At 73.5% G+C, this 25,482-nt stretch carries 19 protein-coding genes and 1 pseudogene; 7 read left to right on the plus strand and 13 right to left on the minus strand.

The genetic code is table 11. The annotated features are described in order from the left end of the window. The first annotated feature begins 44 nt into the window (after positions 1-44). The gene (locus PV419_RS21075) at positions 45-2,054 is read left to right on the plus strand and encodes a peptidoglycan recognition family protein (RefSeq protein ID WP_319691129.1); all 2,010 of its coding nucleotides are present in this window, start codon (positions 45-47) and stop codon (positions 2,052-2,054) included. Between the two features lie 83 nt (positions 2,055-2,137). Here the strand turns inward: PV419_RS21075 and PV419_RS21080 are convergent. The 3 genes and pseudogenes from PV419_RS21080 to PV419_RS21090 form a co-directional block, all read right to left on the minus strand. Beyond that, positions 2,138-4,254: pseudogene (locus tag PV419_RS21080) on the minus strand (glycosyl hydrolase family 95 catalytic domain-containing protein); the annotation flags it as partial. A 39-nt stretch (positions 4,255-4,293) separates the two neighbouring features. Next, positions 4,294-4,794, minus strand: a complete 501-nt coding sequence (locus tag PV419_RS21085; protein ID WP_319691131.1) for a hypothetical protein — start codon at positions 4,792-4,794, stop codon at positions 4,294-4,296. Between the two features lie 151 nt (positions 4,795-4,945). Continuing rightward, complete coding sequence (locus tag PV419_RS21090) at positions 4,946-7,936, minus strand: ATP-binding protein (RefSeq protein WP_319691286.1); 2,991 nt, start codon at positions 7,934-7,936, stop codon at positions 4,946-4,948. 250 nt (positions 7,937-8,186) lie between these two features. Here PV419_RS21090 and PV419_RS21095 point away from each other — a divergent pair, with 250 nt between their 5' ends. Continuing rightward, positions 8,187-9,260: an isoafricanol synthase gene (locus PV419_RS21095; RefSeq protein ID WP_319691132.1), complete on the plus strand. Its 1,074-nt coding sequence runs from the start codon at positions 8,187-8,189 to the stop codon at positions 9,258-9,260. 56 nt (positions 9,261-9,316) lie between these two features. Here PV419_RS21095 and PV419_RS21100 read toward each other — a convergent pair whose 3' ends face one another. After that, the gene (locus PV419_RS21100; RefSeq protein ID WP_319691134.1) at positions 9,317-9,919 is read right to left on the minus strand and encodes a CGNR zinc finger domain-containing protein; all 603 of its coding nucleotides are present in this window, start codon (positions 9,917-9,919) and stop codon (positions 9,317-9,319) included. 48 nt (positions 9,920-9,967) lie between these two features. On the opposite strand from PV419_RS21100, the gene PV419_RS21105 reads away from it, so the two are divergent. From PV419_RS21105 to PV419_RS21115, 3 genes are all read left to right on the plus strand, one after another. After that, positions 9,968-10,702, plus strand: coding sequence for a maleylpyruvate isomerase family mycothiol-dependent enzyme (locus PV419_RS21105; protein ID WP_319691136.1), 735 nt, complete (start codon positions 9,968-9,970; stop codon positions 10,700-10,702). A gap of 33 nt (positions 10,703-10,735) precedes the next feature. Continuing rightward, positions 10,736-11,464, plus strand: a complete 729-nt coding sequence (locus PV419_RS21110) for a leucine-rich repeat domain-containing protein (protein ID WP_319691138.1) — start codon at positions 10,736-10,738, stop codon at positions 11,462-11,464. Between the two features lie 123 nt (positions 11,465-11,587). After that, the gene (locus tag PV419_RS21115) at positions 11,588-13,909 is read left to right on the plus strand and encodes a hypothetical protein (RefSeq protein WP_319691139.1); all 2,322 of its coding nucleotides are present in this window, start codon (positions 11,588-11,590) and stop codon (positions 13,907-13,909) included. A gap of 25 nt (positions 13,910-13,934) precedes the next feature. Here PV419_RS21115 and PV419_RS21120 read toward each other — a convergent pair whose 3' ends face one another. The 5 genes from PV419_RS21120 to PV419_RS21140 all read right to left on the minus strand — a co-directional run bounded on the left by PV419_RS21120 (position 13,935) and on the right by PV419_RS21140 (position 18,570). Next, positions 13,935-14,177 carry a DUF397 domain-containing protein gene (locus PV419_RS21120; RefSeq protein ID WP_319691141.1) on the minus strand — a complete coding sequence of 81 codons (243 nt, stop codon included), beginning with the start codon at positions 14,175-14,177 and terminating at the stop codon, positions 13,935-13,937. A gap of 158 nt (positions 14,178-14,335) precedes the next feature. Further along, entirely contained in the window at positions 14,336-15,502 is a 1,167-nt protein-coding gene (locus PV419_RS21125; RefSeq protein ID WP_319691142.1) for a thiolase domain-containing protein, read from the minus strand. A gap of 100 nt (positions 15,503-15,602) precedes the next feature. Then, the gene (locus PV419_RS21130) at positions 15,603-16,703 is read right to left on the minus strand and encodes a thiolase domain-containing protein (RefSeq protein ID WP_319691144.1); all 1,101 of its coding nucleotides are present in this window, start codon (positions 16,701-16,703) and stop codon (positions 15,603-15,605) included. Continuing rightward, positions 16,700-17,659, minus strand: coding sequence for a Zn-ribbon domain-containing OB-fold protein (locus PV419_RS21135; RefSeq protein WP_319691146.1), 960 nt, complete (start codon positions 17,657-17,659; stop codon positions 16,700-16,702). Before PV419_RS21135 ends, PV419_RS21130 begins: the two co-directional genes overlap by 4 nt. Before the next feature lie 104 nt (positions 17,660-17,763). Next, positions 17,764-18,570, minus strand: a complete 807-nt coding sequence (locus tag PV419_RS21140; protein ID WP_319691148.1) for a crotonase/enoyl-CoA hydratase family protein — start codon at positions 18,568-18,570, stop codon at positions 17,764-17,766. A 162-nt stretch (positions 18,571-18,732) separates the two neighbouring features. On the opposite strand from PV419_RS21140, the gene PV419_RS21145 reads away from it, so the two are divergent. Then, positions 18,733-20,364: an acyl-CoA synthetase gene (locus PV419_RS21145; protein ID WP_319691150.1), complete on the plus strand. Its 1,632-nt coding sequence runs from the start codon at positions 18,733-18,735 to the stop codon at positions 20,362-20,364. Here the strand turns inward: PV419_RS21145 and PV419_RS21150 are convergent. Beyond that, a complete protein-coding gene (locus tag PV419_RS21150; protein ID WP_319691152.1) occupies positions 20,316-21,299 on the minus strand; it encodes an AraC family transcriptional regulator in 984 nt (327 codons plus the stop codon). The two genes, PV419_RS21145 and PV419_RS21150, sit on opposite strands and share 49 nt — an antisense overlap. Positions 21,300-21,432: 133 nt before the next feature. On the opposite strand from PV419_RS21150, the gene PV419_RS21155 reads away from it, so the two are divergent. Then, on the plus strand, positions 21,433-22,482 hold the full coding sequence (locus PV419_RS21155) for a saccharopine dehydrogenase family protein (protein WP_319691154.1): 1,050 nt from the start codon (positions 21,433-21,435) through the stop codon (positions 22,480-22,482). Between the two features lie 30 nt (positions 22,483-22,512). Here PV419_RS21155 and aroQ read toward each other — a convergent pair whose 3' ends face one another. Genes aroQ through PV419_RS21170 form a run of 3 tightly spaced genes read right to left on the minus strand, consistent with a single transcriptional unit; the run spans position 22,513 to position 25,470 of the window. Beyond that, positions 22,513-23,199 carry a gamma subclass chorismate mutase AroQ gene (aroQ, locus tag PV419_RS21160; RefSeq protein ID WP_319691156.1) on the minus strand — a complete coding sequence of 229 codons (687 nt, stop codon included), beginning with the start codon at positions 23,197-23,199 and terminating at the stop codon, positions 22,513-22,515. Then, positions 23,196-23,891 (minus strand): alpha/beta hydrolase, encoded by a 696-nt coding sequence (locus PV419_RS21165; protein ID WP_319691158.1) that lies wholly within the window; start codon positions 23,889-23,891, stop codon positions 23,196-23,198. The genes aroQ and PV419_RS21165 overlap by 4 nt, the downstream gene beginning before the upstream one ends. A 19-nt stretch (positions 23,892-23,910) precedes the next feature. Beyond that, complete coding sequence (locus PV419_RS21170) at positions 23,911-25,470, minus strand: acyl-CoA synthetase (protein ID WP_319691160.1); 1,560 nt, start codon at positions 25,468-25,470, stop codon at positions 23,911-23,913. Positions 25,471-25,482 lie beyond the last annotated feature (12 nt).

A 25,482-nucleotide genomic window follows, 5' to 3' on the forward strand; every position in this document is an offset into this window, starting at 1 on the left:
CCCACGACCAAGCGCACGCTCGGCCCGTCTTAGAGGAGGCTGCAATGCGAGGATCCGCTCAGGACAGCGCGCACGACCCGAACAGACCGGCGTCCGGCCCCACGCGACGGACCGCCCTGCGGACGGCCGGTGCCGCCGCGTCGGCCGCCTTTCTCCTCCCCCTCGCGGCTGAGGCCCCGGCCGCCCTGGCCGATGAGCACCGGTCCGGGAGCGACGCCCTGCAGCGGGCCTTCGCCGCCGCGGCAAAGGAGTACGGCGTCCCGCTGAGCGTACTGCTGGGCGTGTCGTATCTGCAGTCGCGCTGGGACGGCCACGGCGGCGCGCCCAGCGTCACCGGCGGCTACGGCCCCATGCACCTCACCGACGCGACCACCGCCCTGACCCGCACACCGCACCACAGCCACGGCACCGAGGACGCGCGCGGCGACCTGGCGCGCCCCCTTGAGGTGCCCGGCACCGAGGTGCCCCAGCCGCGGCAGCTGCCCGCGCGGCTGCGCACCCTGGAGCGGGCCGCCGAGCTGACCGGGCTGTCCCCCGAGGCGCTGCGCGGCGACGAGAGGGTCAACGTGCGTGGTGGCGCGGCCCTGCTGGCCGCCGAACAGAAGAAGCTGGGACTGCCGCAGAGCCAGGACCCGGCCGACTGGTACGCGGCGGTGGCGGCCTACTCCGGCTCCGACAACGCCACGGCGGCCGCCGTCTTCGCCGACGACGTCTTCGAGGTGATCCGCGGCGGCGCGGCGCGTACCACGGGCTCGGGCGAGGCGGTCTCGCTTCCGGCCGCGCCCGAGGTGTCCCCCGACACCCGGCAGCTGCGGGCGCTGGGGCTGCCGTCCGTCGCGCGGGATCCGAACGTCGACGCTCCCAAGGGCGTCTCCTGCGAGTGGATCCCGGCACCGTACGAGCAGTTCGGCGACAACGACTACGGCAACCACGACCTGGGCAACCGCCCCGAGTCCCAGAGCATCGACTACATCGTCATCCATGACACCGAGGGCACCTGGGACGTCTGCCTCAAGCTGATCCAGGACCCGACGTATGTGTCCTGGCAGTACACCCTGCGCTCCGCCGACGGGCATATCGCGCAGCACATGGCGCTCAAGGACGTCGGCTGGCACGCGGGCAACTGGTACGTCAACGCGAAGTCGATCGGCCTGGAGCACGAGGGCTTCCTCACCGCCCCCGACGCCTGGTACACGGAGGCGATGTACCGCGCCTCGGCCCGGCTGGTGCGCTATCTCGCCCGGAAGTACGACATCCCGCTGGACCGCCAGCACATCCTGGGCCATGACAACGTCCCCGGCACCACCACCCCGAACATCAAGGGGATGCACACCGACCCCGGCCCGTACTGGGACTGGGCCCACTACTTCACCCTTCTGGGCGCGCCCTTCCACGCCACCGCGGGTGCGAGCGGCGGGCTGGTCACCATCCGCCCCGACTACGACACCCACCAGCCCGTGTACACCGGCTGCGACACCGCCGGACAGCCGTGCGCCCCGCACGGCTCGGGCGCGGTGCGGCTGCACACCGCGCCGAGCGCGGACGCCCCGCTGGTCAAGGACATCGGCCTGCGCCCCGACGGGGCGGACTCCACGACCGGTGTCAACGACACCGGCGCCCGCGCATCGACCGGCCAGCGGTTCGCGGTCGCGGAGCACCAGGGCGACTGGACGGCCATCTGGTACCTGGGGCAGAAGGCCTGGTTCGAGAACCCCAAGAGCCGGCCGACCGCGGTGAACGGGAAGGGCCTGGTCGTGACCCCCAAGGACGGCGCGGCGGACGTGCCGGTGTACGGCCGCGCCTACCCGGAGCAGGAGGCGTACCCGGAGGGTGTGCCGGTGCAGGCCGTCTCGCCGCTGCCGTACAAGCTGCTCGCGGGGCAGCGGTACGCGCTGGGGCTGAAGACCCAGGGCGAGTATCTGTGGGCGACCACCTTCGACCCGGCCGGCCACAAGGTGGTGCGGGGCCAGGACACGTACTACCAGATCCAGTTCGGGCACCGGGTGGCGTTCGTACGGGCCGCCGATGTGCGGATCGAGCGCTCCGACCGGTAGTCGCGAGCTCGCTTCGGGCGCGCTTCAGCCGCGTGCGGTGAAGGTGTAGGTGTGGCCGCCGAGGGCCGCGAGCGTGACGCGGCATCCACCACGCCGTGGTGGCTCTGCAGCAGCATCTCCGCGACTCCGGCGGCGGCTCCGAAGTTGCCGTCGATCTGGAACGGCGGGTGGGTGTCCCACAGGTTGGGCAGCGTGGAGTGGATCAGCTGCTCGGCGAGCAGCCGGTGTGCGCGGTCGCCGTCGCGCAGCCGCGCCCAGAAGTTGATCTTCCAGGCCTTGCTCCAGCCGGTGCCGCCGTCGCCGCGCGCCTCCAGCGACACCCGGGCGGCGTCCGCCCAGCGCGTCCCCGGCTGGATCTGCCGCCCGGGGTGGAGGGCGAAGAGGTGGGAGGCGTGGCGGTGGTCGTCCTGCGGGTCGTCCAGATCGGCCTTCCACTCCTGCAACTGCCCCAGGAGCCGATGCGCAGCCCCGGGTCGAGGGCGTCCAGGGCGCGCTGGAGGTCATCGCAGAAGGTGGGGCAGGCGGGGTGAGCGGGGTCGTCGGGGTCGTCACCGAGCGCATGGGCCGCCTCCAGGGTGGCGGCGAACAGGTCGTGGACGATCTGCTGGGACATCGAGGCGCCCGCGGTGAAGTCGCCGTGCTCGGGCGAGTAGCTCGGCGTCACCACGAGCGTGCCGTCCCTGGGGTCGGTGCGCAGGGAGTCGAGCCAGAACTCGGCGGCCTCGCGCATCGCCGGATAGGCCACCTCGCGCAGGAAGCCGGTGTCGAGGGTGAAGCGGTAGTGCTCGTAGAGGTGGTGGACGAGCCAGGCGGCGGCCCCGGGGAACCAGAACGCGGTCGGCCAGTCGTGCACGCCGGTGAAGCCGTACGGATTGGTCTCGTTGTGCACCACCCACCCGCGCGCGCCGAACATCCGCCGCGCCGAGCGGCGGCCGGGGGCGCGCAGGGCGGTGATGAAGCGGTGCAGGGGCTCGGTGGTCTCGGCGAGGCCCAGCAGGTGGGCCGGCCAGTAGTTCATCTGGAGGTTGATGTTGGTGTGGTAGTCGCCGGACCACGGCGGGGCGGTGCTGTCGTTCCACAGGCCCTGGAGGTTGGCCGGGAGCGCGGAGCCGGGCCGGGAGGAGGCGATGAGGAGATAGCGGCCGTACGCGACGTACAGCGTCTCCAGCGCCCGGTCGGCCGGGCTGTCGCCGCCGGTGTACCGGGCCAGCAGCCGGTCGGTGGGCTCCTCGGCCGGGGCCTGCCCGCCGAGGTCGAGGGACATCCGGTCGAACAGCCTCCGGTGGTCGCGGACATGGCGTACGACGAGCGACTGGTAGCGCTCGCGCGCGGCGGCGTCCACGGCCTCGGTGGCCGCCCGGTGGGGGTCCGCGCCGCGGTAGCGGGGGTAGGTGTCGGCGTAGTCCGTGCCGGCCGCGAGGACGAACCAGGCGCCGTCGGCGCCCGCGACGGTGAGCGTTCCGTCGTCCCCGGCGGTGACGGTGCCGCCCTGGGCCACGATCCTCACCTGGGCCTCGAACCGCAGCCCGCCCTCCGCCAGGGCGCCGCGCACGGTCAGCCGTCCGCCCTCGGCCGTGACCCGGTGGTCGGCGCGCGGTGAGGTGTAGCGAAGGGTGAAGCCGACCGCGCCGGGGCGGTCGGCGCTCAGCCGTCCGGCAATCACCCCATCGGGGTACGACGCGAAGAACTCCCGTTGATGACGCATCCCTTGGGCGGTGTACACCACGGTCGCGATGCCGTTGCGCAGGTCGAGCGCGCGGCGGTAGCCGTCGGGGGCCTCGGGCGCGCCGGGCAACTCCAGCCACAGGTCGCCGAAGGTCTGGTAGGCGCCGTAGCCGGTCCTGGCCCGGCCGAGCCGGGCCGCCACCTCGGCGGGGTCGGCGGCGCCGTCCTCGTCGATCCGCCGCTGGACCGCCTCCAGCGCGCCGGGCCTGGGCTCGTGCCAGTCGCCGAAGTCATAGCCCGGCACGCCGGGGCCGCCGGTCCACAGGCTCTTCTCGTTGAACTGGATGCGCTCGCGGGCGAGCCCGCCGAAGACCGTCGCGCCGAGTGTGCCGTTGCCGAGGGGCAGCGCCTGGCTCTCCCAGGGGGCACCGCCCAGCGCTTGCCGGGGGATCTCGGAGGGCCTGTCGTACCAGAGTGTGTCGCACAAGCTGTCACACGAGGACGTCTCGTCCGGGTGTGCGTGGTGGAGCCGCATCGCCACCCCCCTCGGTGCGACGGACCGTGCTGTCGGGCCTCAGCCCTGCTGGAACATCTCCGCGGGCAGCGGCTTGAGCAGCCGGTAGAGGTCGTCGGTGATGGGCCGGTCCCAGCTGGCGATGGTGACCAGGACACCGTCGCTGCGGTCGAACTGGGCACAGGCGATGCGGCCCTCGGAGAGCTTGATGCGGCGGACGATGAGGAGGTTGTCCTCGTGCATGACCGGGGTGTCCTCGGTGTCCACCACATGGACCGGCTCGTCGTTTCCGAGGGCCGCCAGCAGCTGCGTCACCTCGAACGGAACCTGCCCCTCGGCCAGCTCGCGAGCCGGGGACCCCTCGGGCAGATTCCCGATGATCATCGCGGGGCCGCGCCCGCCGAACAGGTCGTAGCGCAGGAAGACGCCCTGGCAGCTGCCGTCGGGCGCGGGCAGCAGCCCGGCCCCGAGATCGCCGGGCCAGTCCCCCGGGTCCATGGCCAGGACGTCGAAGTCCGGACCGGTGGGCGTGGCAGGGCTGCGGCGGCGGAGGAACGACATGCGGACATGGTACGTGCCCCGGCGCCGGAATCCGCCCTGGGGAGCGGCAAGGCGGCGGCCCCGCACCGGCTGCCCCACGCCGCCGCCCGCGCACCGGCGCACGCGCGCCGACGGCCCCGCACCGACGGACGCGCGCGCCGGGCGGCCCGGGTCAGCGTCCGGACACCGGGCGCGGGACGCGGGCACCGATGGCGAGGCCGGACGCGGCGCCCAGGACCTTGGCCAGCCCGGTGCGGTCGGTGCCCACCTTGCGGTAGACGCCGGACAGCACCTGGGCCACCTCGCGCTCCTCCAGGCCCAGCTCGTCGCCGATCCGGTCGTCGGCCCAGCCGAGGGCGGCCCGCTCGGCGGCGGCCTGTTCCTGCGAGGTGAGCGGGGAGCCGTGGTCGGCGCGCAGCTGCAGCGGGCGCAGCCCGGTGGCGGACAGCTCGTCGCGGGCCCGCGCCGCGAGCGCGTCGGCCCCGCACCGCACCGCGCCCTCCAGCCCGCGGTAGAGCCGCTCCCCGGCCTCCTGCGGCAGCCCGATCCGGCGCAGGGCGGCGCCGTGGTCGACCTGGGCGACGGCCAGGTCGTAGGCGGACGGCGAGCGTTCGAGGTGGTCGACGGCCTCGGCCAGCAGCCTGAGCCGCTCCGGCCCCTGGGCCACGAGGCCGGCGGTGTGCAGCGGCCGGCCGATCATGGAATGGGCACCGAACTGGCGGGCGCGGCGCACCGCGTCCCGGGCCACCTCGGCGGCCTGCCGTGGCTCGGTGAGCGCCAGGGCCTGGGCCAGGTGCAGCTGCCAGGGGCACCAGGCGGGGTTGCGCATACCGCGCCGGTCCATCCGGTGGCCGACCTCGGCGAGCCGCTGCCGGGCCTCGCTGTGCATATTGCGGGCCAGCAGCAGTTCGCCGCGTACGGTCGGCGCGTCCGGACACAGCAGTGCCTGGAGGACGTTCCCGCCGCAGGAGTGCTCGGCGGCGAACTCGTGGGCCTCCTCGACGCGGCCGCGGCCGAGCAGGGTCTCGAGGAGGGTGCCGACGGCGGTCCAGTGGGCGGGCGTCTCCGGCCCGACCAGGTCGGCGATCCGCAACCCCTCGCGGGCGAGTTCCTCGGCCTCGGCGAGCGCCCCGCGGCGGTAGCGGACATAGCCGAGGAGCGTCAGGCCGAACGCCAGGTGCGCGCCGCGCCAGCCCTTGCGCTCGCACTCCGCGACGCCGTCCGCGAGCAGCTCCTCGGCGCGCCCCGGCTGGTCGCAGTGGAGGAAGGTCAGGGCGACCAGGATGGGCACCTCGAAGCCCCACTCGTCGTCGGTCCAGCTCAGGCCGTCGCCCAGGGCTTCGTCGGCGTAGCGCAGGGCGGTGGCGGCCGGTTCGCCGCGGGTCATCGCGTCGAAGGCGCGCAGGCCCCGCAGATAGCGCTCGGCCATGCCACGGCCCGAGAGCCGGTCCACCAGCCGGGCCAGCCGGCGGGAGCGGGCGGGCGAGTCCTGACCGTCGGCGCGGAACATGTTCCACATGATCTGTTCGGCCTGCATCCGCAGCCGGGTGCGGGCGCTGGTGGCCCGCCCGGCCCCGGCGGCCACGACCTGCGCGGCCTCCTCCATGCGGCCGCTGTGGCCGTACGCCTGCGCCAGCCGGTAGGTGACCGACTCGCGCAGGTCGGGGCCGAGCGCGGGCTCCTCCAGGGCGGCCCGCAGGTGGTTGACGGTGACGGCGGGCTCGCTGAGCTGGGCGGCGCAGCCGAGTTCGTAGAGCAGGGCGGGCCGCTCCTGCAGCGAGGGCGGTTCGCGCAGCGCCCGGGCGAGGCAGCGGCGCGCGGCGTCGGGCGCGCCGGCCCGCAGGTACTCCCGCGCGGCCGCGCGCAGATGGCGCACCACCCAGGGGTCGGCCTCGGGGTGCAGCTCCAGCAGATGCCGGCCGGCTGCCCCGGAGCCACGGCCCGCGGCCAGGACCGTGGCGGCGGCGCTGCCGTGCATGGCCACGCGCAGGGCGCCCGGGATCGCGCGGTAGACGGCGGTGGCGATGAGCGGATGGAGGAACTCCAGCGATTTCGGCTCGGCCGGCCTCGGGAGCGCTTCGTCTCCTGTCGGCGGTCGCCAGGGCCGATCCTCCGGTGCCGGGCGCGGCGGGGCGAAGATGCGGGCGTCGGCCAGCCGTGGGGCCAGCTCGGCGATCTCGGTGGTGGACAGGCCCGCGACATCCGAGGCCAGGGCCGGGGTGGCCTCGCTGCCGAGGACCGCGACGGCCCAGGCGAGCCGGACGGCGGCGGTGCCGAGCCGGGTCAGCCGGTCGTTGAGGCCGCTGTCCTTGGCGGAGACCAGCTCGCGCAGATGGGTGAGGTTGACCGACTGCGGTTTCAGATCGCGCTCGCGGACCTTGGCGGTGAGCTCGACGACCTCGAAGGGGTTGCCGCCGGTGACCGCCCAGCACTCGCGGCAGAAGGACTCGTCCGCCTCCGCGCCGAGCACCTCGCGCACGATCCGGCCGACCGCGCCCGGGGTGAGCGGCGCCAGCGGCCGGGGCCGCGATCCCTGGCGCTCGGTGAGCCCCCGCAGCGCGGCGGCGTCGGCGGACAGCTCCTCGGGGCGGTAGCCGACCGCGAGCAGCATGGGCAGGTCCACGGCGCGGGGCGCGAACCGGATGAGCCAGTCGAGGGATTCGGTGTCGGCCCAGTGGGCGTCGTCCAGGATCATGACGACCGGGGCCTGCTGGACGGCGAAGCGGGTCACCAGCCAGTCCAGGCCGTCCCGCACCCCGTGCGGGTCGGGCGAACCGCCGTCGGCGGAGACCACCAGGCCCACGGCGGGCGCGACGATGTCGTACCAGCCGCCGAGGATCTTGCGGTGGGTCTCCTCGCCGGTCGCCGCGAGCACGGGCTGGAAGAGCTGGCGCACCACGTGGAAGGCGACGCCCTGCTCCTGCTCGCCGGCGCGCGCGGAGAGCACCGTGCAGCCGCGGGCGGCGGCCCGCCGCCGGACCTCGCCGAGCAGCGCGGTCTTGCCGGCGCCGCCGGGCCCCGCGAACGCGATGACCCCGCCGGTGCGCGGCCCGGCCGGCTCGTCGGCCGGATCCCCGCACAGCTCGGTCAACGCGACGTCCACCGCGCTGAGTTCGGACTCCCGCTCCAGCAGCGTCCGGCGCCCCCGGCCCTGTCGTGTCATGTTCTCCGCCACGCTCGTACCCCTTCGGCAGGTACAGCTGAGCGTAGCCCGCCCGGGACGCTCCGTAGCGCCGTTGGGGGGAATTTTCTGGCGGCATTGCCATTGGCACACGCCAATTCGACAGGCGCCCTATCGAAGGGGCCAGGGGCCGCGCCACCATGTCCGGGTGCAGCGAGGACCGTGGCGCGGAGGGGGCCGGTCCCTGGCGCCGACGCGGTCCCGTATGTCCTTGAGGGGGCGGATACGGACCATGGACACGGCAGGTTCACCACCACCACCGTCAGCCCGGCCGGCGGCGCTCTTCGGCTGCCCGGCAGCCGATCTGATCAGCCCCGACGCCGAGGCCGCGCGGCGGCACACCATCCAGTGGCTGTCGCGGTACGGGGTCTTCCAGGGGGACGCGTCGGTGGCGGAGTACGACGCGCTGCGGTTCGATCTGCTGGCGGCGCACTTCTACCCGGGCGAGACGGGCGCCGACCTGGCCTTGGCCAATGACCTGTGCGGGTGGTACTTCGTCTTCGACGACCAGTTCGACGGGGAGCTGGGATGCCGTCCCCGGGAGGTGTCACGGCTGCTGGACGCCATCGTCCGGGCGACAAAGGAGGCGGAAGCGCCGGCCGGGAGGGCCACCGGGCACACCCCCGGCGGCCCTCTCGTCGAGAGCTTCCGCGACCTGTGGCGGCGCATTCACCACGGCAGGCCGCGGGCATGGCGGGAACGTTTCCGCCACCACTGGATGGAGTATCTGCACTCCTACCACCGCGAGGCGCTGGGCCGCACCGGGAGCCGCCCGCGCTCGGTGGAGGCGGTGCTGGCCCTGCGCCGCCACTCGATCGGCGTGCAGCCGTGCCTGGACCTCAACGAGCGGTTCGGCGGATACGCCCTGCCGGAGGCGGTGCACGGCGGCTTCCCGCTCGTGCGGATGCGGGAGGCCACCGACGATGTGGTGGTCTTCACCAATGACATCGTCTCCCTCGCCAAGGAGCTGGCCGCCGGGGACGTCCACAACAGCGTGATCGTCCAGCGGGAGCTCACGGGCGGGACCCTGGAGGAGGCCGTGGGGCATATCGCCGGCCTCGCCGACGCCCGCTACCGGTGGTTCGAGGAGACCGCCGCGCGGCTGCCCGCGCTCCTCGCCGGGGTCGGGGCGGACACCCTGCGGCACGTCACGCACTACGTGGACGGCATGCGGCATGTGATGCGGGGCAATCTCGCGTGGTCGTACCAGACGGCCCGGTACGACGAGCGCGGCATCGCGGCGGTGAGCCGCGGGCGGCAGCGGCCCTGGGCGGGGCTCGGCATGTGCGTGGCGCCGGCGTCCTGACGGCCAAGTCCTGCCGGCTCCAGCTCTGTCCCAGGACTCCGTTCCAGGACTCCGTTCTAGGACTCGGCCCGGTGGCGGCGGTGATGGCGGGCGACGCGGGCGCGGTTGCCGCAGGACGGCTTGCACCACTCCTGGCGGGGATGGTCCTTGACGAAGTAGCGCACACAGCGCGGGGCGGGGCAGGCCCGCAGCCGCTCGCGCTCCGGCCCGGCGAGAAACCCGATGGCGTCGCGGGCGAGCGCCGCCACCAGCCGGTCGGCGTCGGTGAAGCCCGGCGGCCGGGCGGCGCGGACCACGGGGGCACCGCCCTCGGGCCACTCCAGGCGCGGGGCACCGGGCGCCCGGGCCGCCGCCGCGTTCAGCCGTGTCACGGCGAGCTCTTCGGGTAGCAGCCGGTGGGCGTCGGCGGAGCTCGGCGGGCCGGGCCGCACCGCGCGGGCGAACAGGGCACGGACGGCGGCGCGCAGATCGCGTACGGCGTCGAGCGCGGCCGCGTCCGCGGTGAAGTCCTGGGCGTCCAGCGCGTCCCGCAGCGGCTCGGCCAGCTCGCGCACCCAGGCGGTCAGCCCTTCGGGCGCGGTCAGGTCGTCGGCCGCCCCGCCGTTCCCGTCGTGGCGGATGGTGACGGCGAGCGCGAGGGCGAGTCGGTCATCGGACATGGGGTTAATGGTAGCCTCCCGATCCAACCATTAGCCCCTGGGGGACGCATGGACGAGACGAACACGAACACAGACGCGGGCACGGCCGCCGACGGCGCGGCGCGGGTGGTCGCCGCCGTACTCGCCGGACACCAGCGGCTGCGCACCCTGCTGGACGGCCTGACCGAGGCCGCGGCACACGAGCCGAGCGCGCTGCCCGGCTGGAGCCGCGCGCATGTGCTGGCACACATCGGGGGCGTCGGGTCGGCGCTCGCCCGGCAGGCCAGGTTCGCGATGCGGGGCGAGCTGGTCGAGGTGTACGACGGGGGCCGCCCGACCCGGGACGCCGCGATCGAGGCGGGCGCGAAGCGCTCGGCGGACGAGCTGCGGCACACCGTGACCGAGGCCCTCACAGAGGCGGAGGGCGCCTTCACCGCGGTGGGCCCGCGGGACTGGGAGCGGCCCGTCCGCTACCGCGACGGGCAGGTGCGGGGCGTTCTGCTGTGCTGGTGGCGGGAGTTGGAGATCCACACGGCGGACGCGCTGCTCGGCTACGGCCCCGGCGACTGGTTGCGCGACTTCTGCGCGCACGCGCTGGACTTCCTCGCCCCGCGCGCGCCGCTCGAGACCCGACTGACCCTGGAGGCCACCGACGGGCCGGAGCGGCGCGCCTACGGATCGGGCGAACCGCTGACCGTACGGGGGCGGCTGACCGATCTCACCGCGTGGCTGGCCGGACGCGCCCCCACCGGCCCACTGGACAGCGACCCGGCCCCGCTCCCCGACCTCCGCCCCTGGCCTTAGATCGCGCCCGGTCGGCTCATAGAGTCCGGCCTCATGACGGATGTACTCAACCTCTGGAAGGCGGGCCTCGGCGAGGTACCCGAGGACGTATGGGAGCGCACCGGGCTGCGGGTGCTGATCCTCGCGGACAACGGACTCACCCGCCTCTCCCCGGGCATCGGCCGCCTCCACCGGCTGCACACGCTCGACCTGGGGCACAACGAGCTCCCCGAAGCGCCCGGCGAGCTCGGCGAACTGCGGGGCCTGACCCGGTATCTGTATCTGCACGACAACCGCCTGACCCGGCTGCCGCCCGAGCTCGGCCGACTGGACCGGCTGGGGTATCTCAATGTCGGCGAGAACCGGATCGCTGAACTGCCGCCGGAGATCGGCGACATGGCGGGCCTGGTGGAGCTGCGCGCGCAACACAACGAGCTGGCCGGGCTGCCCGAGTCGATCGGGCGGCTCGGCCGGCTGCGGGAGCTGTGGCTGCGCGGCAATCGCATCACATCCCTGCCTGCCGCCTTCACCGCGCTCACCCGGCTGCGCCACCTCGAACTGCGGGACAACGCCCTGGAATCGGTGCCCGAGCCGCTGCGCTCGCTGCCGCAGCTGCGCCAACTCGACCTGCGGAGCAACCGGCTGCGCGGGATCCCGGACTGGATCGCGGAGCTGCCGTCCCTGGAGAAGCTCGATCTGCGCTGGAACGGATTCGAGGAGCGAGGAGACGAAATGCGGCCACTGCGGGCACTCAGGGAAAGGGGCTGTGCCGTGCTCACCTGAGGACCAATTCGGCGCCGTTCGGCCCGCGGATGGGCCGTTCGGGCACGGAAGCTGATACGCTCCATCACTTGATGCGCGAACTTCACCAAACAGAAGTCGCCATAACGGGAGTATATCAGCGCTATGAAAGCCCGTCAAGCCGCCGCAGCAGCCCCCTCCGTCCCGTCCACCCCCTCAGCCCTCGCTCAGGCCCTGCGCACCGAGCAGAGATATGTGACCGCCCTGTACGAACGGCTCGAGACACTGCGCGAGCGGGAAGAGAAAGCCCTGAGCACGGTGCTGCGCGCCGGCGCGCACGGCGGAACACGCCAGGCGCTGGTCGAGCGCGAGGTGAGGGCCGATGAACAGGCCCGGAACATCGCCCGGTTCAACGGGGTCGAGGGCGGCCTGTGCTTCGGGCGGATCGACCACGCGGACCACGCGGGCGGCGCCAGCCACTACATCGGCCGGATCGGGCTGCGCGACGAGGCGCACGAGCCGCTGCTGGTCGACTGGCGGGCTCCGGCCGCCCGCCCCTTCTACGCCGCCTCCCCCACCGCCCCCGGCACCCTGGTGCGCCGCCGCCATCTGCACACGCGGGGCCGGAGGGTGACCGGCGTCGACGACGAGGTGTTCGACCTCGACGGCATCGGCGAGGCCGAGCGGCGCGGGCTGGTCGGCGAGGCCGCGCTGCTGGCCGCGCTGCGCCGGGGCCGTACCGGCCGGATGACGGACGTGGTGGCCACCATCCAGACCGAGCAGGACCGGGTGATCCGGTCCGGGCTCCAGGGGGTGCTCGTCGTCCAGGGCGGGCCGGGCACCGGAAAGACCGTGGCCGCGCTGCACCGGGCGGCGTATCTGCTCTACACCTACCGCGACACGCTGGCACGCCGCGGCGTGCTGGTCATCGGCCCGGGCGCGGCCTTCGTGCACTACATCGGCCAGGTGCTGCCCTCCCTCGGCGAGACCGACGTGGTACTCACCCCGCTGGGCGGACTGTTCCCCGGGGTGTCTGCGACGGCCGAGGACGGGGCGCGGGCCGCGGTCGTCAAGGGCGACCCGCGGATGGTGGAGGTGATCGCCGCCGCCGTACGGGACCTGCAGGTACTGCCCGGGGGCCCCGTCGACGTCCCGCTGGAGGACGAGGCGCGGTCGCTGCGGCTGACCCGGCAGGCGTGCGCACGCGCCCGGAAGCGCGCACAGGCGCTGCGCGCGCCGCACAACGTGGCCCGCAAGCGCTTCGTGCTCGACCTGCTCCACGCCCTCGTACGGGAGCGGGCGCGGCAGCACGGACGGCCGCTGGACGAGGAGGAGCTGCGCCACGGCCCGGCGGAGCTGTGGGCACAGCCGCCGGTCCGCGCGGCGCTCGACGCGCTGTGGCCGCCGCTCACCCCGCGACAGCTGATCGCGGAGCTGCTTTCGGATTCCGAGAGGCTGCGCTCGGCCGCGCCGCTGCTGACCGACGACGAGCGGGCCTCGCTGCTGCGCGCGCCGGACGCGCCGTGGACGGTGGGCGACGTACCGCTGCTGGACGAGGCCGCGGAGCTGCTGGGCACCGACGACTCCGCCGCCCGGGCCCGGGCCCGGGCGGCCCAGGAGGAGCGGCGGGAGGAGGAGCGCTACGCGCGGGAGGTGCTGCGGATCGTCGGCCTGGACGAGGGCGAGGACGAAGGGCCCGCCCCGGTCGACGCCGCCGCCCTCGCCGCCCGCCACCTGGACACCGGGCCGGTGCGCACCACCGCGCAACGGGCCGCCGCCGACCGCTCATGGGCCTTCGGCCATGTGATCGTGGACGAGGCGCAGGAGTTGTCCGCGATGGCCTGGCGGATGGTGATGCGGCGGGTGCCCACGCGGTCGATGACGGTGGTCGGCGATGTGGCCCAGACCGGCAGCCCGGCCGGAGCCACCTCCTGGGGGCAGATGCTCGATCCGTACACCCGGGGCGGATGGCGCGAGGAGCGGCTGACGGTCAACTACCGCACCCCGGCCGAGGTGATGGACCTGGCCGCGGAGGTGCTGGCCGAGGTGGCACCCGAGCTTTCGGCCCCGGAGTCGGTACGCCGGGAAGGGCGGCGGCCGGTGGCCGTACGGGCCCCCCGGGGCCGACTGGAGCGCGAGGTGGCGCGGGCCGTCGAGGCCGACCTGGCGGACCTGGCCGGGCGGGACGGCGGCCGGCTCGCTGTGGTGGCCGCGGACCGGGCCGTGGAGACGCTGGCGCGGGCGCTGCCCGGCGCGGTCCTCGGGGACCGGCCCGACGCGCTGGACTCCCCGCTGGTGCTGCTGACCGTGGCCCAGGCCAAGGGGCTGGAGTTCGACCGCGCGGTGGTCGCGGACCCGGCCGGGATCCGGTCCCAGTCCCCCAAGGGCGGGCAGGATCTGTATGTGGCGATCACGCGGGTGACACGGCGGCTGACGGTCGTGTACGAGGGCGAGCTGCCCGAGGTGCTCGGACAGCTCGCCCCGTGACGCCTCGGCCCCGAGACGCCTCGGCTCAGGTCAGGTCGAACTCGCCGTCGCGCGCGCCGATCACGAAGGCGCGCCACTCGGCGGGGGAGAAGATCAGGGCCGGGTCCTGCGGCCGGCGGCCGTGGCGCATGGCGATATAGCCCTCGACGAAGGCGATCTCGACATCGCCCACGCCCTGGCTGCTCGACCTCCACTGGGCTGTGGTGAGATCGAGGTCGGGCTTCTCGGCGCTGCCTGCCAGGGGCAGTTCGGTGGTGGTTTCGGCCACGTGGTTGGCTCCTCCCGGATCGTCGTCCCCGCCCCACCCTAGCGATCGCGACCGGTGCCGCACAGGCCGCGAAAGAAGGACGCCACCGCACACGCGGGCGTACGGCAGGACGACGGCAGATATCCGGCGGGGGCCGGCCCGCGGCGCGGTCAGCGCGGTCAGCCGGCCGGGGGCTCGGCCGCCACCAGCCACATCGAGAAGAACTGCGACCCTCCCCCGTAGGCGTGCCCGAGCGCCCTGCGCGCGCCCTCCACCTGGTGCTCCCCCGCCTGCCCGCGCACCTGGAGCGCGGCCTCGGCGAAGCGGAGCATCCCGGAAGCTCCGATGGGGTTGGTGGACAGCACCCCGCCCGACGGGTTGACCGGCAGATCGCCGCCGATCTCGGTCACGCCCGACTCGGTGAGCTTCCAGCCCTCGCCCTCGGCGGCGAAGCCCAGGTTCTCCAGCCACATCGGCTCGTACCAGCTGAACGGCACATACATCTCCACCGCGTCGATCTCGCGGCGCGGGTCGGTGATCCCGGCCTGCCGGTAGACGTCGGCCGCGCAGTCCTGACCGGCCCGCGGCGAGACGCAGTCCTTGCCCGCGAAGAGCGTCGGCTCGCTGCGCATGGCGCCGCCGTGCACCCAGGCGGGCGCGGCGGGCGCACGGGCCGCGCCGGCCCGGTCGGTGAGCACCATGGCGCAGGCGCCGTCGGAGGACGGGCAGGTCTCCGAGTAGCGGATGGGGTCCCACAGCATCGGGGAGGCCTGCACCTTCTCCAGGGTCAGATCCCGCTCGTGCAGGTGGGCGTAGGGGTTGCGCAGGGCGTTGCGGCGGTCCTTGTACGCGACGAGCGACCCAACGGTGGCCGGGGCGCCGGTCCGCCGCATATAGGCCCGGACGTGGGGGGCGAAGAAGCCGCCCGCCCCGGCCAGCAGCGGCTGTTGGAAGGGGACGGGCAGGGAGAGCCCCCACATGGCGTTGGACTCCGACTGCTTCTCGAAGGCCAGGGTGAGGACGGTCCGGTGGACGCGGGCGGCCACCAGGTTCGCGGCGACCAGCGCGGTGGAGCCGCCGACCGAGCCCGCGGTGTGCACCCGCAGCATGGGCTTGCCGACCGCGCCGAGCGCGTCGGCGAGGTAGAGCTCGGGCATCATCACGCCCTCGAAGAAGTCGGGCGCCTTGCCGATGACGACGGCGTCGATGTCCGCCCAGGTCAACTGGGCGTCCTCGAGGGCGCGTACGGCGGCCTCGCGGACCAGCCCGGCGATCGACACATCCCGGCGGGCGGCGGTGTGCTTGGTCTGGCCGACCCCGACGACGGCGATGGGCTCCTTGCTCATGCCCCTCCCTCCCGCTCAGTCCCGTCGCGCTCCGACGCGCGGGCTTCCCTCGTCACTGCGCGGCTCCTCAGTCCCGCCCGCACGGTGCGCCAAGACACGCTCATGCCTGGTCCCCTTCCGGTTGCCCGTCCCGTTCTCCCTCCAGGACCGCCACCAGGTTGTGCTGCAGACACGGCCCGGAGGTGGCGTGCGCGACGGCCCGGTCGGACTCGCCGCGGTGGATGCGGGCCGCGGCCTCGCCGAGGCGGATCAGCCCGGCGGCCATCATGGGGTTGGCGGCGAGCGCGCCCCCGGACGGGTTGACGCGTACGCCCTCGCCCAGGCCCAGCTCGCGGCGCAGGATCACCTCCTGCGAGGTGAACGGCGCGTGCAGTTCGGCGGTGTCGACGGGCGCCTCCGCATCGTCGAACAGACCGGCGTTACGCGCGGCGAGCCGGGTCGACGGGGAGCGGGTGAGGTCTCGTACGCCCAGTCCGTGTGGATCGATGCGGTGATCCATGCCGCGGATCCACGCGGGGCGCGGGCAGAGGCGGCGCGCGGTGTCGCCGGCGGCGAGGACGACGGCGGCCGCGCCGTCGCCGATGGGCGGGCAGTCGTGGCGGCGCAGCGGCCGCACCAGGTAGGGGTCCTCGAGCAGCGCGTCCGGTGCCGCGGATCCGGCCAGTTGGGCGTGCGGGTTGTGTTCCGCGGCGCTGCGGCTGCGCGCGGCGACCCCGGCGAGGGCGCGCTCGTCGGTGGTTCCCTCGTCGATGAGCGCCTGCGCCTGGAGGGCGGCCAGGGACACCGGGTCCGGCCACAGCGGGGCGAGGTAGTAGGGGTCGAGCTGGCGGGTCAGGACGTCGCGCAGCTCTCCCGGCGAGGACTTGCCGTAGGAGTAGACGAGAGCCGTGTCGGCCTCTCCGGCCAGCAGCTTGACCCACGCCTCGTACAGCGCCCAGGCGCCGTCCATCTCCACATGCGACTCGGAGATGGGCGGCGAGGCGCCGACGCCGTCCAGCGCCATGGTGAAGGAGAAGGCGCGGCCGGCGAGATAGTCGCAGGAGCCGGAGCAGGTGAAGCCGATCTCGCCGGTGCGCAAGCCGACCGCGCCGAGCACCTCGTGCAGGACCGGCATCAGCATTTCGACCTCGGACAGCTCCGCGGACCGGCGCCGGTGGCGGGTCTGCGCGAAGGCCACGATGGCGACGCGCCTCGGGTTCACAGCAGCTCCTTGTAGGTGTCGTAGTCCGCGTCGGGTTCGCCGGTGGGGCGGTAGTGGTCGGGGTGGCGCCCGCCCTCGGTCCACACCGGCTCGACGCGCAGCCCCATCCGCACCTGGTCGTAGGGGATGCCGCCGATGCGGCCGTGGAGCGCGAGGTCCGCGCCGTCCAGGGCGATGTGCGCGTAGACGTACGGCACCTCGATGTCGAGATTCTTAGCCTTGATGTTGACGATGCAGAAGGTGGTGACGGTGCCGCGCGGACCGACCTCGACCTGTTCGTCGGTGGCGACGCCGCAGGTGGGGCAGGCGCCGCGGGGCGGGACGTACACCTTGCGGCAGGACGGGCAGCGCTCTCCCAGGGTCCGCCGGCCGGAGAGGGCTGCGATGTAGCGGGACTGGGCGCGGCCGGGCGAGTACACGTAGTCCAGACGGGCAGGCGCCACGATCCCCTGGACGGGGTCGGCGAACTCACCACCGTGCGAGGTGGTCCGCGGGTCCGGCGCGCTCTCGTACGGCTCGAAGCAGGCGATGTCGGTGATGGCGCCGGTCCGCTCCTCGGCCCATCGGATTCGCACCCGCGTGCCGGTGCGCACGGCGTCGGGGCCGGGCGCGTCGAGGGCGTGGAGCAGGGCGGTGTCGGCGCCGTCGAGCCGCACCAGCACCCAGGCGAAGGGGGTGGTGAGGGGCTGTCCCCGGCGCGGGTCGGGGTTCCAGGCCCAGGTGGTGACGGTGCCCGTGGTGGCGATCTCGACGAGGTCGCGGATCTCCTCGGCGGTGACCGGGTCGTATTCGACGGGGGGCACGAGCACCCGGCCGTCGGCGGTCCGTACGCCGAGGACGGTGCGCTCGCGCAGCCCGGTCAAAAACGCGCTCTGGACGGGGCCGAGGGAGCGGGTGAAGGGGAACTCGACGACCAGAGGGGCGGAAAGCACCTCGGGCGCGGGAGCCGGTTTCATGGTCTGCGTCTCCTCTTCTTCGGCGCTCGCCGGGCCGGGCAGTGCGCTCGCGGAGTGCGCGGATTTGCGGTGTGAGGGGTGCACGGAGTGCGCGGGGTGCGCGCTCAGGCGCGTCGGTAGACCGGCGGGCGCTTCTCGGCGAAGGCCTTCGCGCCCTCCTTCGCGTCGGCGGTGGCGAAGATGGGCCAGCCGCGTTCGAGTTCGGACTTCAGGCCGTCGGCTTCGGTCATCTCCGCCGTCTCGTAGACGGACGCCTTGACGGCCTCGACGGCGAGCGGGCCGTTGGCGTTGATCAGCTCGGCGATCTCCAGGGCCGTCTCCAGGGCCGTGCCGTCGGGGACGGTCCGGCCGATCAGCCCGATCCGCTCGGCCTCCTCGGCGGTGTACGGCCGTCCGGTCAACAGCATCTCCAGCGCGTGGGTGCGCGGGACCTGGCGGGCGAGGCGGACTGTGGAGCCGCCGATGGGGAACAGGCCGCGCCTGACCTCGAAGAGCCCGAAGGTGGCGCCGCGGCCCGCGACGCGGATGTCGGTGCCCTGGAGGATCTCGGTGCCGCCCGCGACACAGTGCCCCTCGACGGCGGCGATCACCGGCTTGCGCGGCCGGTGGTGCCGGAGCATCGCCTTCCAGTGCAGGTCGGGATCGGCTTTGAGCCGGTCCCGGTAGTGCTGTCCGGCCATCCCGTCACCGCCTGCGAGGGCCTTGAGGTCCATGCCCGCGCAGAAGACCCCGCCGGCCCCGGTGAGCACCACCGACCGGATGTCGTCGTCCTCGTCGGCCTGTGTCCAGCCGTCGTGGAGGCCGACCAGCATCGGCAGCGAGAGCGCGTTCTTGGCCTCCGGACGGTTCAGGGTGAGCACCAGCGTCGCGCCGGCTCGCTCCACCGTCAGGTGTTCGGTCCCGCTTGTCACGGCAGTCCTCCCGTCTCGACCTAGAACAGGTTGCAGGAGGCGCCGGACGACTTCAAGAGAAATCTGATGCTCAGTCAGATTTATTGGCCGTGTGCCTTCACATCTCTTCCGGACGGCGCTCCAATGACCGCCAAGCCGCCCGATGTCAGGTCAGGAGGAGCCGTGGAGTACAACCTTGCCGACCTGTTCGAGTCGATCGTCGACACGGTGCCCGACAGAGAGGCGCTGGTGTATCTCGACCACCCCGGCACCGGGGCCGAGCGGCGGCTGACCTACGCCCAGCTCGACGCGGCCGCCAACCGGCTCGCCCACCATCTGCGGGACACCGGTATCGCACCGGGCGAACATGTCGGCCTGCATCTGTACAACGGCGTCGAGTATCTCCAGACCTCCCTCGCCTGCCTGAAGGTCCGGGCCGTACCGGTGAACGTCAACTACCGCTATGTCGAGGAAGAGCTGATCTATCTCTACCGGGACGCCGACCTGGCGGCGCTGGTGTACGACGCCGAGTTCGGCGACCGGGTGGCCGCCGCGCTCCCCCGCACCGACACCGTGCGCCACCTCATCCGGGTCGGCGCCCCGGCCGGGGAGGGCCCGGTTCCCGACCCCGCCCCGCTGCCCTTCGAGGAGGCCGAGGCCTCGGGTTCGCCCGTGCGCGACTTCCCGGTGCGCTCCTCCGATGACCGGTTCATCATCTACACCGGTGGCACCACGGGCATGCCCAAGGGCGTGCTGTGGCGGCAGGAGGACCTGTTCTTCTCCGGTCTCGGCGGCGGTGCGCCGACCGGCGAGCCGGTCGCCCGGCCCGAGGAGCTGGCGGAGCGGGTGGCGGCGGGCGGCGAGGGCCTGGTGTTCTTCCCCACCCCGCCACTGATGCACGGCACCTCCACGCTCACGGCCTTCATCGGCTTCAACTTCGGCCAGAAGGTGGTCATCCACCGTAAATTCGTGCCCGAAGAAGTGCTGCGTACGATCGAGAAGGAGAAGGTCACCAGCGTCTCGCTGGTCGGCGACGCGATGTTGCGCCCCCTGGTGGACGCCCTGGCCGGCCCCCTCAAGGGCACCGACTGCTCCTCGCTGTTCAGCGTCAGCAGCTCCGGCGCGGTGCTGTCGGACACCGTGCGGGCCCAGTTCGCCGAGCTGGCGCCGCACACCATGCTGCTGAACAACTTCGGCTCCTCGGAGTCCGGGTTCAACGGCACCGCCACCGAGGACGCCGGCCCCCGAAGGGGCTTCCGGCTGCGGGTCAACGCCCGCACCTCGGTGGTCGACCCGGCGACGTACCGGCCCGTGGCGCCCGGCGAACCCGGCCGCATCGCCCAGCGCGGCCATGTGCCGCTCGGCTACTACAACGACCCGAGGAAGACCGCCGAGACGTTCTTCGAGGCGGACGGGGAGCGCGGGGTACTGCTCGGCGACATGGGCACGGTCGACGAGGACGGCGTGATCACGGTCCTGGGGCGCGGCTCGCAGTGCATCAACACCGGAGGCGAGAAGGTCTATCCGGAGGAGGTCGAGCAGGCGCTGAAGGCCCATCCGGACGTGTACGACGCGTTGGTGGCGGGTGTGCCGGACGAGCGCTGGGGCAGCCGCGTCGCGGCCGTCGTCCAGCCCCGCCAGGGCGCGGCACGGCTCACGGCCGACGCCGTACGGGCGCACTGCCGCACCCGGCTCGCGGGCTACAAGATCCCGCGTACGGTGGTCTTCAGCGACCACATCCAGCGCTCGCCCAGCGGCAAGGCGGACTACCGCTGGGCGAGGGACGTCGCGGCCGGCGCCCCGGCCGACTCCTGACCGCGCCGCCGGTAGCCTCCGGGCGCGACCCCGTACTCCCGCTTGAACGCCTTGGCGAAGGCGAATTCCGAGGTGTACCCGGCGCGTTCGGCCACCGCGCGCAGCGGCAGCTCCGACTCGCGCAGCAGCCGGGCCGCCAGCGTCATCCGCCACCACGTCAGATACGCGAGCGGCGGCTGCCCGGCGAGCTCCGTGAAGCGCCGGGCGAACGCCGCCCGGGACAGCCCCGCGGCCCGTCCCAGCGTCTCGACGGTCCAGGGGCGGGCGGGGTCGCGGTGGATGGCGCGCAGCGCTCCGGAGACGGCCTGGTCGTGCAGAGCGGCGGCCCAGCCGGTGCTCGTGCGGTCGGACTGCTCCTCGTACCAGGCGCGCAGCACATACAGCAGGAGCGTGTCGAGCAGCGAGGTCAGCACCGCGCTCGCGCCGGGGCGCCGCCGCTCCAGCTCGCCGCCGAGCAGTTCGACGGCGGAGCGCAGCTCGGGGTGGCGGCCGAGCCGGGCCGGCATGTGGAGTGCCTGAGGCAGATCTCCCAGGAGGGGGTGCGGCCGGGCCCTGTCGAGGAAGTAGGCGCCGCAGAGCAACAGCGTGTCCGGGCGCGGGGCCGCGTCGGCGACCGCGGCCCCGTCGGCGTCCGGACCGCCGGCGTCCCGGGCGAAGGGATCGGGGAACGAGCCGCGGAATTCGGCCAGTGGGGTGCGGGGGCTGTCGGCGAGGCCGTATCCGCGCCCGTGTGGCATGAACACCACGTCCCCCGGGCCCAGCGCGACCGGCTCGCCGTCGCCCGGCAGCATCCAGCACGCTCCCTGCAGCACGACATGGAAGCCCGCACCCTCCGAGTCGGGAAAGCGCACTCCCCAGGGGCCGCTCTTCTCCGTGCGCCCGGCGTGTGGCCGACCGGTGCGCATGGCGGTGATCGCTTCACTGAGGACATCCATGGGGGCACCATATCCGTGCCGCGACGTTCGGGAGACGGACGGACATGGCCCCAAGACTGTGAGGCATCCAGGATCTCTTCGCCTCTCCTTACGGTGAATCACAAGCCAGAAGGAACACCTTGAGGAGAACGTTGTGAAGATCGCCGTCTTTGGCGCGAGTGGTTACACGGGCAGGCTCGCGGTCGCGGAAGCGCAGCGCCGCGGCCTCGACGTGGTGTTGGTGGGGCGCGGCGCCGAGCGGCTGCGCGCGGCCGCGTCGGAAGCCGGATTCCAGGATGTGGAGATACGGGTCGCGGACGCCGAGGACCACGACGCGCTCGTCGCCGCCTTCCGCGACGCCGACGCCGTCGTCAACTGCGCGGGGCCGTTCGCCCGGTGGGGAGAGGGTGTGGTGCGCGCCGCCATCGCCGCGGGCAGTCACTATGTCGACACCACGGGCGAACAGCTCTACATCCGGCACATCTTCGACACCTTCGGCGCGGAGGCCGAGCGCGCCGGGGTCGCCGTCATCCCCGGCGTCACCGACGACGGCCTCCCCAGCGACCTGATCGCCGCCCTGACCGCCGCGCGGGTGGACGGCGAGGCGGAGGAGATCGCCATCGCCGTCGACATCACAAGCGGCGGCGCCTCGCGGGGCACCATCCGCTCGATGGGCGCGATGAGGGACACGCTGCTCGACGGCGGTCTCGGCTACGAGGGCGGGGAGCTGTCACCGCGGGCGACCGCCCGCAACAAGGAGATCGTGCTGCCCGGCGGCTCGGCACCGACGCCCGTCGTACGGTTCGCGCTGCCGGCGGTGGTGACCGTCCCCCGCCATGTGCGCACCCGGCACGTGGAGGGCCTCACGTCCCAGAAGGTGTACGAGGTCTTCACCGGACTGTCCCCCGAGTTGGCCGAGAAGGTGCCGGAAGGCCCGACGGCCGCGGAGCGCAAGGCGATGCGGTGGGCCTTCGCGGTGGAGGTGCTCGGCGCGGACGGCCGGCGCGCCCGGGGCGAGGTGCGGGGCTCCGACGCATACGGCACCACCGCCGTGATCGCCGTGGAGGCGGCCCGCCGGCTCGCCACCGACGGCGCCCCCTCGGGGGTCCTCGCCCCCGCCCAGGCCTTCGACGCCGCCGGGTTCCTCGACTTCCTCGGGGACCACGGCGTCAGCTGGTCCGTCGGCGAGGCGGCGGAAGCGTAGCCCCAAGATCCCCGCGGGAGGCGGCTGCGGTCAGGTGCCGTTCGGGGCGCACACCGACCGCAGCGCCCGCTTCAGCGCCACCGTGTGCAACGCGTCCAGCCGCCTGTCCAGGCGTACCCGCGCCGCGGCCGCGGTCAGCCATCCCGTGCAGGACCGCTGCGCCCGCGCCTTTGCCGAGTCCGCGATGGCCCTGACCAGCTCGCCGTTGATCCGGTTGATCTCCAGCCGGACCTTTGTCAGGTCAGGGCGTTCGGTGGGCGCCTGGGCGGGGTCGGCCTCCCACCGGCGGAACAGGCCGCGCTGGACAGCCTTGTTGGCCTCGATCTGGTCGCGGAAGATCCGCACGGTGGCCTCCGGGTCCGCGCCGAGCGCGCGGGCCTGTTCGGCCACGGACTCCAGCACCTGCCGCTCCCGCACCGGGTCATCGATGGGGCTGCCGGTGCCCCCGCGCGGCGGAGCCGCATATCCATACTTCGCGGCCGCCACCTGATCGGCGGTCAGCAGTCGCTGGGCGGACAGGTCGGCGATCGGCAGCAGCCGACCGTACGGACGCGTCGCCGCCCCTGCGGAAGCCGAAGCCGGGGCGGCGGAAGCCGGAGCAGCGACGGAAACGGCCAAAGCCGCCTCGGCCGCGGCCGCGCCTGGCGCCGCCGCGGCCATCAGCCCGAGGGCCGCGGCGGCGGTCAGCGCGCGGCACAGCGCCCCCTTCAGCGTCATTTCCCCGCCTCCAGGAAGGGGCGCACCTCGGCCAGGAACTCCTCGGGGCGGTTCTCGTGGACGAGATGCCCCGCGTCGATGGTGACCAGGCGGCAGTCGGGTATTCGCTCGGCCATGTCGACCAGCAGCTCCTGCGGGATGTGGCTGGCCGGGCCGCCGCCGATCAGCAGGGTCGGGGCGGTGATCGCCGAGAGCCCCTCGATCCACCGCGGATCGGGCGCGTTGCGCTGCTCGGTGAACTGGGTCTTGACCGCCCAGTCGAAGGCCAGCCGCCCCTCCGGGCGCTCGGGCACCTCCAGCGGCGGGTCCTGGGGCCACAGCGGCGGGGCGTCCTCGATCACCAGCCGCTCGACCAGGCCGGGATGGCGCTGGGCGAGGAGATAGCCGATCACGCCGCCGTAGGAGTGCGCGACGACCGAGGCGCGGGTCACGCCGAGGGCCGCGAGGAAACCGGCGACGTCGTCGCGCACCCGCTCCAGGGCGTAGTCCCCGGGCCAGTCGCTGGTTCCGTGGCCGCGCAGGTCGAGCGCGTACACACGCAGGGTGCGGGCGAGTTCGGGGGCGATTCCCAGCCAGTCGGCGCCGTCCGCGCCAAGACCGGCCAGCAGCAGGACGGGGGGAGCGTCACGCGCCCCCCAGACCCGGTAGACCAGCTCGATCCCATCCACCTCGACGCTGTCAAGTGTGTGCATACGCCAGAGACTACCCGCGTCACACCACTCGCTCACGCCCCTCCCAGTACGGCTCGCGCAGCCGCCGCTTGTAGAGCTTTCCGTTGGGGTCCCGCGGCATCTCGGAGACGAAGTCCACCGACTTGGGGCGCTTGTATCCGGCCAGCCGCCCCTCGCAGTGGGCGAGCAGCTCCCGCTCCAGGGCGGGCCCCGGCTCCTGCCCCGGGGCGGGTTCCACGACCGCCTTGACCTCCTCGCCCCAGTCGTCGTGCGGAATGCCGAAGGCGGCGGCGTCGGCGACGGCGGGGTGGGTGAGCAGTTCGGCTTCGATCTCGGCCGGGTAGATGTTGACGCCGCCGGAGATGATCAGGTCGATCTTGCGGTCGCGGAGGTAGAGATAGCCGTCCTCGTCGAGCAGGCCGAGGTCGCCGACCGTGAAGAAGTCGCCGATGCGGTTCTTGCGCGTCTTGGCCTCGTCCTTGTGGTAGGCGAAGCCGCCGGTGGTCATCCGCATGTAGACGGTGCCGAGTTCACCGGCCGGGAGCCGGTTGGCCTCGTCGTCGAAGATCGCCAGTTCGCTGATCGGCCAGGGCTTGCCGACCGTCCCCGGCTTCTTGAGCCAGTCCTCGGTGGTGGCGAAGGCGCCGCCTCCTTCGCTGGCCGCGTAGTACTCCTCGACACAGCCGCCCCACCAGTCGATCATCGCGCGCTTGATGTGGTCGGGGCAGGGCGCGGCGCCGTGGATGGCGTGGCGCATCGACGACACGTCGTAGCGCCGCCTGACCTCTTCGGGCAGCGCCAGTAGCCGGTGGAACTGGGTGGGGACCATATGGGTGTGCGTGCAGTGGTACGCGTCGATGAGGCGCAGCATCTCCTCGGGCGTCCACTTGTCCATGAGGACGAGCCGGTGGCCGATGTGCAGGGAGGAGGAGGCGAACTGGAGCACCGCGGTGTGGTAGAGCGGTGAGCACACCAGATGGACGTTGTCGGGCTCCTCGTCGCGGGGTTTGATGCCGAAGAAGCGCAGGAAGCCGCCGAGGTGGGCGTCCTCGGGGAGGGCCCCGGTCAGCGGGCGCCGGATGCCGCGCGGGCGGCCCGTCGTTCCGGAGGTGTAGTTCATCACCCAGCCCAGCTCGCGGTCGGCTGGCGGCTGGTCGGACTGGCCCTCCAGCAGTTCGGCGTACGGGCGGAAGCCGCCGACCTCGCCGACCGCGTAGCGCTGGGTGGCGGGCAGCCCGGCCTCGTCGGCGGCCAGGGTGGCCTGCTCGCCGAAGCGCTCGTGGGCGATCAGCACCTTGGCGCCGGAGTCCGAAACGATCCAGGCGATCTCGGGGCCGACCAGGTGGTGGTTGACGGGCACCAGATAGAGCCCGGCTTGAGTGGCGGCGAGCGCGGCCGCGAAGAACTCGACGCCGTTGGGCAGCACCACCGCGAAGGAGTCACCCCGCCGCAGCCCCGCGGCGCGAAGCCCGCCGACGAGCCGGTTGCAGGCGGCGTGCAGCCGGGCGGCGGTCCATTCCTCACCGTCCGGGGCGATGAGGACGGTGCGGTCGGGTTCGAGCGCGGCCTGGGCCCAGAAGCCGTTGGGTGTACGGGACATGAGGGTCCAATC

The sequence above is a fragment of the Streptomyces sp. ME19-01-6 genome, assembly GCF_033793745.1.
Lineage (GTDB): Bacteria > Actinomycetota > Actinomycetes > Streptomycetales > Streptomycetaceae > Streptomyces.

What these genes read in the sequence shown, in the direction of transcription:
- PV419_RS21085 (WP_319691131.1), bottom strand. Translation starts at nt 4,794, where the DNA reads ATGTCGTTCCTCCGCCGCCGCAGCCCTGCCACGCCCACCGGTCCGGAC.
- PV419_RS21100 (WP_319691134.1), bottom strand. Translation starts at nt 9,919, where the DNA reads ATGTCCGATGACCGACTCGCCCTCGCGCTCGCCGTCACCATCCGCCAC.
- PV419_RS21165 (WP_319691158.1), bottom strand. Translation starts at nt 23,891, where the DNA reads ATGCACACACTTGACAGCGTCGAGGTGGATGGGATCGAGCTGGTCTAC.
- PV419_RS21125 (WP_319691142.1), bottom strand. Translation starts at nt 15,502, where the DNA reads ATGAGCAAGGAGCCCATCGCCGTCGTCGGGGTCGGCCAGACCAAGCAC.
- PV419_RS21170 (WP_319691160.1), bottom strand. Translation starts at nt 25,470, where the DNA reads ATGTCCCGTACACCCAACGGCTTCTGGGCCCAGGCCGCGCTCGAACCC.
- PV419_RS21150 (WP_319691152.1), bottom strand. Translation starts at nt 21,299, where the DNA reads ATGGATGTCCTCAGTGAAGCGATCACCGCCATGCGCACCGGTCGGCCA.
- PV419_RS21110 (WP_319691138.1), top strand. Translation starts at nt 10,736, where the DNA reads ATGACGGATGTACTCAACCTCTGGAAGGCGGGCCTCGGCGAGGTACCC.
- PV419_RS21095 (WP_319691132.1), top strand. Translation starts at nt 8,187, where the DNA reads ATGGACACGGCAGGTTCACCACCACCACCGTCAGCCCGGCCGGCGGCG.
- aroQ (WP_319691156.1), bottom strand. Translation starts at nt 23,199, where the DNA reads ATGACGCTGAAGGGGGCGCTGTGCCGCGCGCTGACCGCCGCCGCGGCC.
- PV419_RS21090 (WP_319691286.1), bottom strand. Translation starts at nt 7,936, where the DNA reads ATGACACGACAGGGCCGGGGGCGCCGGACGCTGCTGGAGCGGGAGTCC.
- PV419_RS21115 (WP_319691139.1), top strand. Translation starts at nt 11,588, where the DNA reads ATGAAAGCCCGTCAAGCCGCCGCAGCAGCCCCCTCCGTCCCGTCCACC.
- PV419_RS21075 (WP_319691129.1), top strand. Translation starts at nt 45, where the DNA reads ATGCGAGGATCCGCTCAGGACAGCGCGCACGACCCGAACAGACCGGCG.
- PV419_RS21105 (WP_319691136.1), top strand. Translation starts at nt 9,968, where the DNA reads ATGGACGAGACGAACACGAACACAGACGCGGGCACGGCCGCCGACGGC.
- PV419_RS21135 (WP_319691146.1), bottom strand. Translation starts at nt 17,659, where the DNA reads ATGAAACCGGCTCCCGCGCCCGAGGTGCTTTCCGCCCCTCTGGTCGTC.